The following is a 2,480-nucleotide window of genomic DNA, read 5'->3' as shown; positions in this document are numbered from 1 at the left end:
GAGGGTCACCCCAGAGGGGGGCCCCGCCCAGGGCCGGGGGGGTCCGGCGGCCGCCGGGGCGGCCGGACGCGGCGTCAGCGCCGGCAGCGGCGCCGGCGAGCAGCGTGCGGGCCTGCTCCAGCGTCATCCGTCGGTCCGGGTCCCGGGCGAGCAGTCCGGCGATCACGGTGGCCAGCGGCGGATCACAGCGTACGGCCGGCAGGTCGTCGTGGAGGACCGCGCGGATCGTCGCCGCGGTGGAGGCGCGGTCGAACGGAGCCTCGCCGTTGACCGCCTGCACCAGAGTCACGCCGACCGACCACAGATCCGTCGCCGGGGTCGGCTCGGCACCGTGGAACAGCTCCGGCGCGAGGTAGCCGGTGGAGCCCATCACGCCGTTGCGGGTCAGCCGACTGTCCTCGTCGGCCTGGGCGATGCCGAAGTCGACGAGCTTCACGTCGTCGCCGTCCAGCACCATGATGTTGCCGGGCTTGATGTCCCGGTGGACGACACCGGACGAGTGCGCCGCCGCCAGCGCGTTGAGGATCCGCACGGCCATCGTGGTCACCCGGGCCGGCGGCAGCGCCCCGGCATGCTCCAGGACGTCGGCGAGACTCGGCGCCTCCACCAGCTCCGACACGATGTAGACCGCCTCGTCGTCGGCGTTGGCGGGCACCACGTCGTGGACGGCGGCCACGGCCGGGTGACTGATCCGCCCCGCCGTCCGCGCCTCGCGCAGTGCCCGCTGCCCGAACAGCGCGCGCTCCTCGGCCGGCAGGGCCGGGTCGGCACGTATCTCCTTCACCGCGACCGCCCGGCCGATCAGCTCGTCGGTCGCGCGCCAGACCACTCCCATCCCCCCGCGGCCGAGCACCTCGGCGAGCCGGTACCGCCCCGCCACCAGCCGCTGAGACGACCGGGAATCCTGCACGCCCACTCCTTGCCGACAGCCCGTAGAGTCACTGTGGACAGTACCGGGACGGCCCTGGCGGCAACGCCCCCAGCACGGCCGGGGCACCGGCGTCACCAGCCGATCCGGCACCATCGGGCGGTGCCGGGTGACAGCCGGTCGGCGACGGATGTCAGGAGGCGGCAGGACCGATGGCGGAACGCTTCAGCCTGGATCCGGAGGGGATGCGTCAGCTGTCCAGGGGCCTGGACGCCGTCCGGTCCGAGGCGGCGGCCACCTGGCAACGACCCGACGCCCCGGGGTTCGCCGGATCCGACGCGGTGGCGGAGTCGTTGCAGCGCTTCGCCGATGCCGCGGCACGGTCCCACCACGACCTGGACGAGTCGCTGCGACGCCTGGCGCGGTGGCTCGACCGGGCCGCCGACGGGCAGTTATCGCTCGACGAGATGCTGAACCGCCAGGCGATTCCCGGCCACACCAGCAGAAGGAGCGACACATGACGGATGTGAATGTCGGCTACGACGGGCTGCAGCGGGCGGCGTCGCAGCTCAGGTCCGGGCAGGTGGAGATGACCCAGCGACTCCAGGCGCTCAAGTCCATGATCGACCAACTCGTGGGCAGCGAGTTCCGGACGCAGCTCGCCTCCGGGCGGTTCCAGGACTCGTACCAGCAGTGGTCCACCGGCGCGCAGAACATGATCGACGGCCTGGAGGGCATGTCGACGTTCCTCAACGAGGTTGTCCGGGAATACCAGGACCTGGACAACCGCCTCGCCGGCGGGCTCGGCTGACCGCCGCAGATGGAGAACTGGTTGGTCGTCGACCAGCGGACCGATCCGACGCCCGGGTCACCGGAACAGGTTCGTGCGCTGGCCGATCGACTGCGGCAGCAGGCCGACCAGTCCCGCAAGGCCGGCCAGCGGCTCCGTGGGGTGGCCGTCGACCGGGCCCGCCTGCGTCTGTGGGGTGACTACGCCGACGTCCTCGACGTCATGCTCGCCGAACTTCCCGACGACGCCGCCACGCTGACCACGGCCTACGACGCCTGCGCGGCCGCCCTGTCCGGCTACGCCCAGGAGTTGGATCAGGTCCAGACGGCGTCCCGGCTCGCCCTGCGGCAGGGCACCCAGGCGCACGAGCGCTACCAAGCGCTGTTGCAGCGGTTCTGTCAGGTGGTGCCCGTGTCCTTCCAGGGTGGCGGCCTCTGGCGCGGGCTCGACGCGGCGTCGGCGGCGCACCTGAGCCAGGGCCTCCGGGAGCCCGAACGGCAGTGGGCCGTGGCGCTCGGCCGCGAAGCGGGCATGTGTGAGTTCGAACGGCAGACCGCCTGCCGGGCGGTGGCGGAGGCCGCCCACCGCCACCAGGACGCCGCGAACCGCTGCGCCCAGGCCGTCCTCGCCGCCGCGCCCCGCCTTTCCGCCAACCGGTCGCGGCGGACCACGCCGACGCGGCAGACGCAGCCGAAGGGCGCCAAGATCGTCTCGGCGCACCTGGAAGACGCCGACGTGTTCCGCACCGCCAAGGCGGCCGGCACCACGCCCCGCGGCCCGGCCGTGCTGGTGCTGCGCAACCGCCCGGACTTCGACAAGCGG

At 73.3% G+C, this 2,480-nt stretch carries 4 protein-coding genes; 3 read left to right on the top strand and 1 reads right to left on the bottom strand.

Going from position 1 to position 2,480, the window contains the following annotated elements; translation table 11 throughout:
• Window positions 1-910, bottom strand: a 910-nt coding sequence (locus AB0L34_RS33580) for a serine/threonine-protein kinase (RefSeq protein ID WP_363709680.1), incomplete at its 3' end; no start/stop codon positions are given.
• A 170-nt stretch (window positions 911-1,080) separates the two neighbouring features.
• On the opposite strand from AB0L34_RS33580, the gene AB0L34_RS33575 reads away from it, so the two are divergent.
• From AB0L34_RS33575 to AB0L34_RS33565, 3 genes are all read left to right on the top strand, one after another.
• The gene (locus tag AB0L34_RS33575; protein ID WP_363709678.1) at window positions 1,081-1,389 is read left to right on the top strand and encodes a hypothetical protein; all 309 of its coding nucleotides are present in this window, start codon (window positions 1,081-1,083) and stop codon (window positions 1,387-1,389) included.
• A complete protein-coding gene (locus AB0L34_RS33570) occupies window positions 1,386-1,679 on the top strand; it encodes a WXG100 family type VII secretion target (RefSeq protein ID WP_350711723.1) in 294 nt (97 codons plus the stop codon). The genes AB0L34_RS33575 and AB0L34_RS33570 overlap by 4 nt, the downstream gene beginning before the upstream one ends.
• 9 nt (window positions 1,680-1,688) lie before the next feature.
• On the top strand, window positions 1,689-2,480 hold a 792-nt coding region (locus tag AB0L34_RS33565; RefSeq protein WP_363709675.1), incomplete at its 3' end, for a hypothetical protein.

This window comes from Micromonospora sp. NPDC052213, from assembly GCF_040679695.1.
In the GTDB taxonomy this organism is placed as follows: domain Bacteria; phylum Actinomycetota; class Actinomycetes; order Mycobacteriales; family Micromonosporaceae; genus Micromonospora.
This window is presented reverse-complemented; position numbering and strand designations above follow the sequence as displayed.

Coding starts and splice junctions, on each gene's coding strand:
- AB0L34_RS33575 (WP_363709678.1), top strand. CDS start 1,081: ATGGCGGAACGCTTCAGCCTGGATCCGGAGGGGATGCGTCAGCTGTCC.
- AB0L34_RS33570 (WP_350711723.1), top strand. CDS start 1,386: ATGACGGATGTGAATGTCGGCTACGACGGGCTGCAGCGGGCGGCGTCG.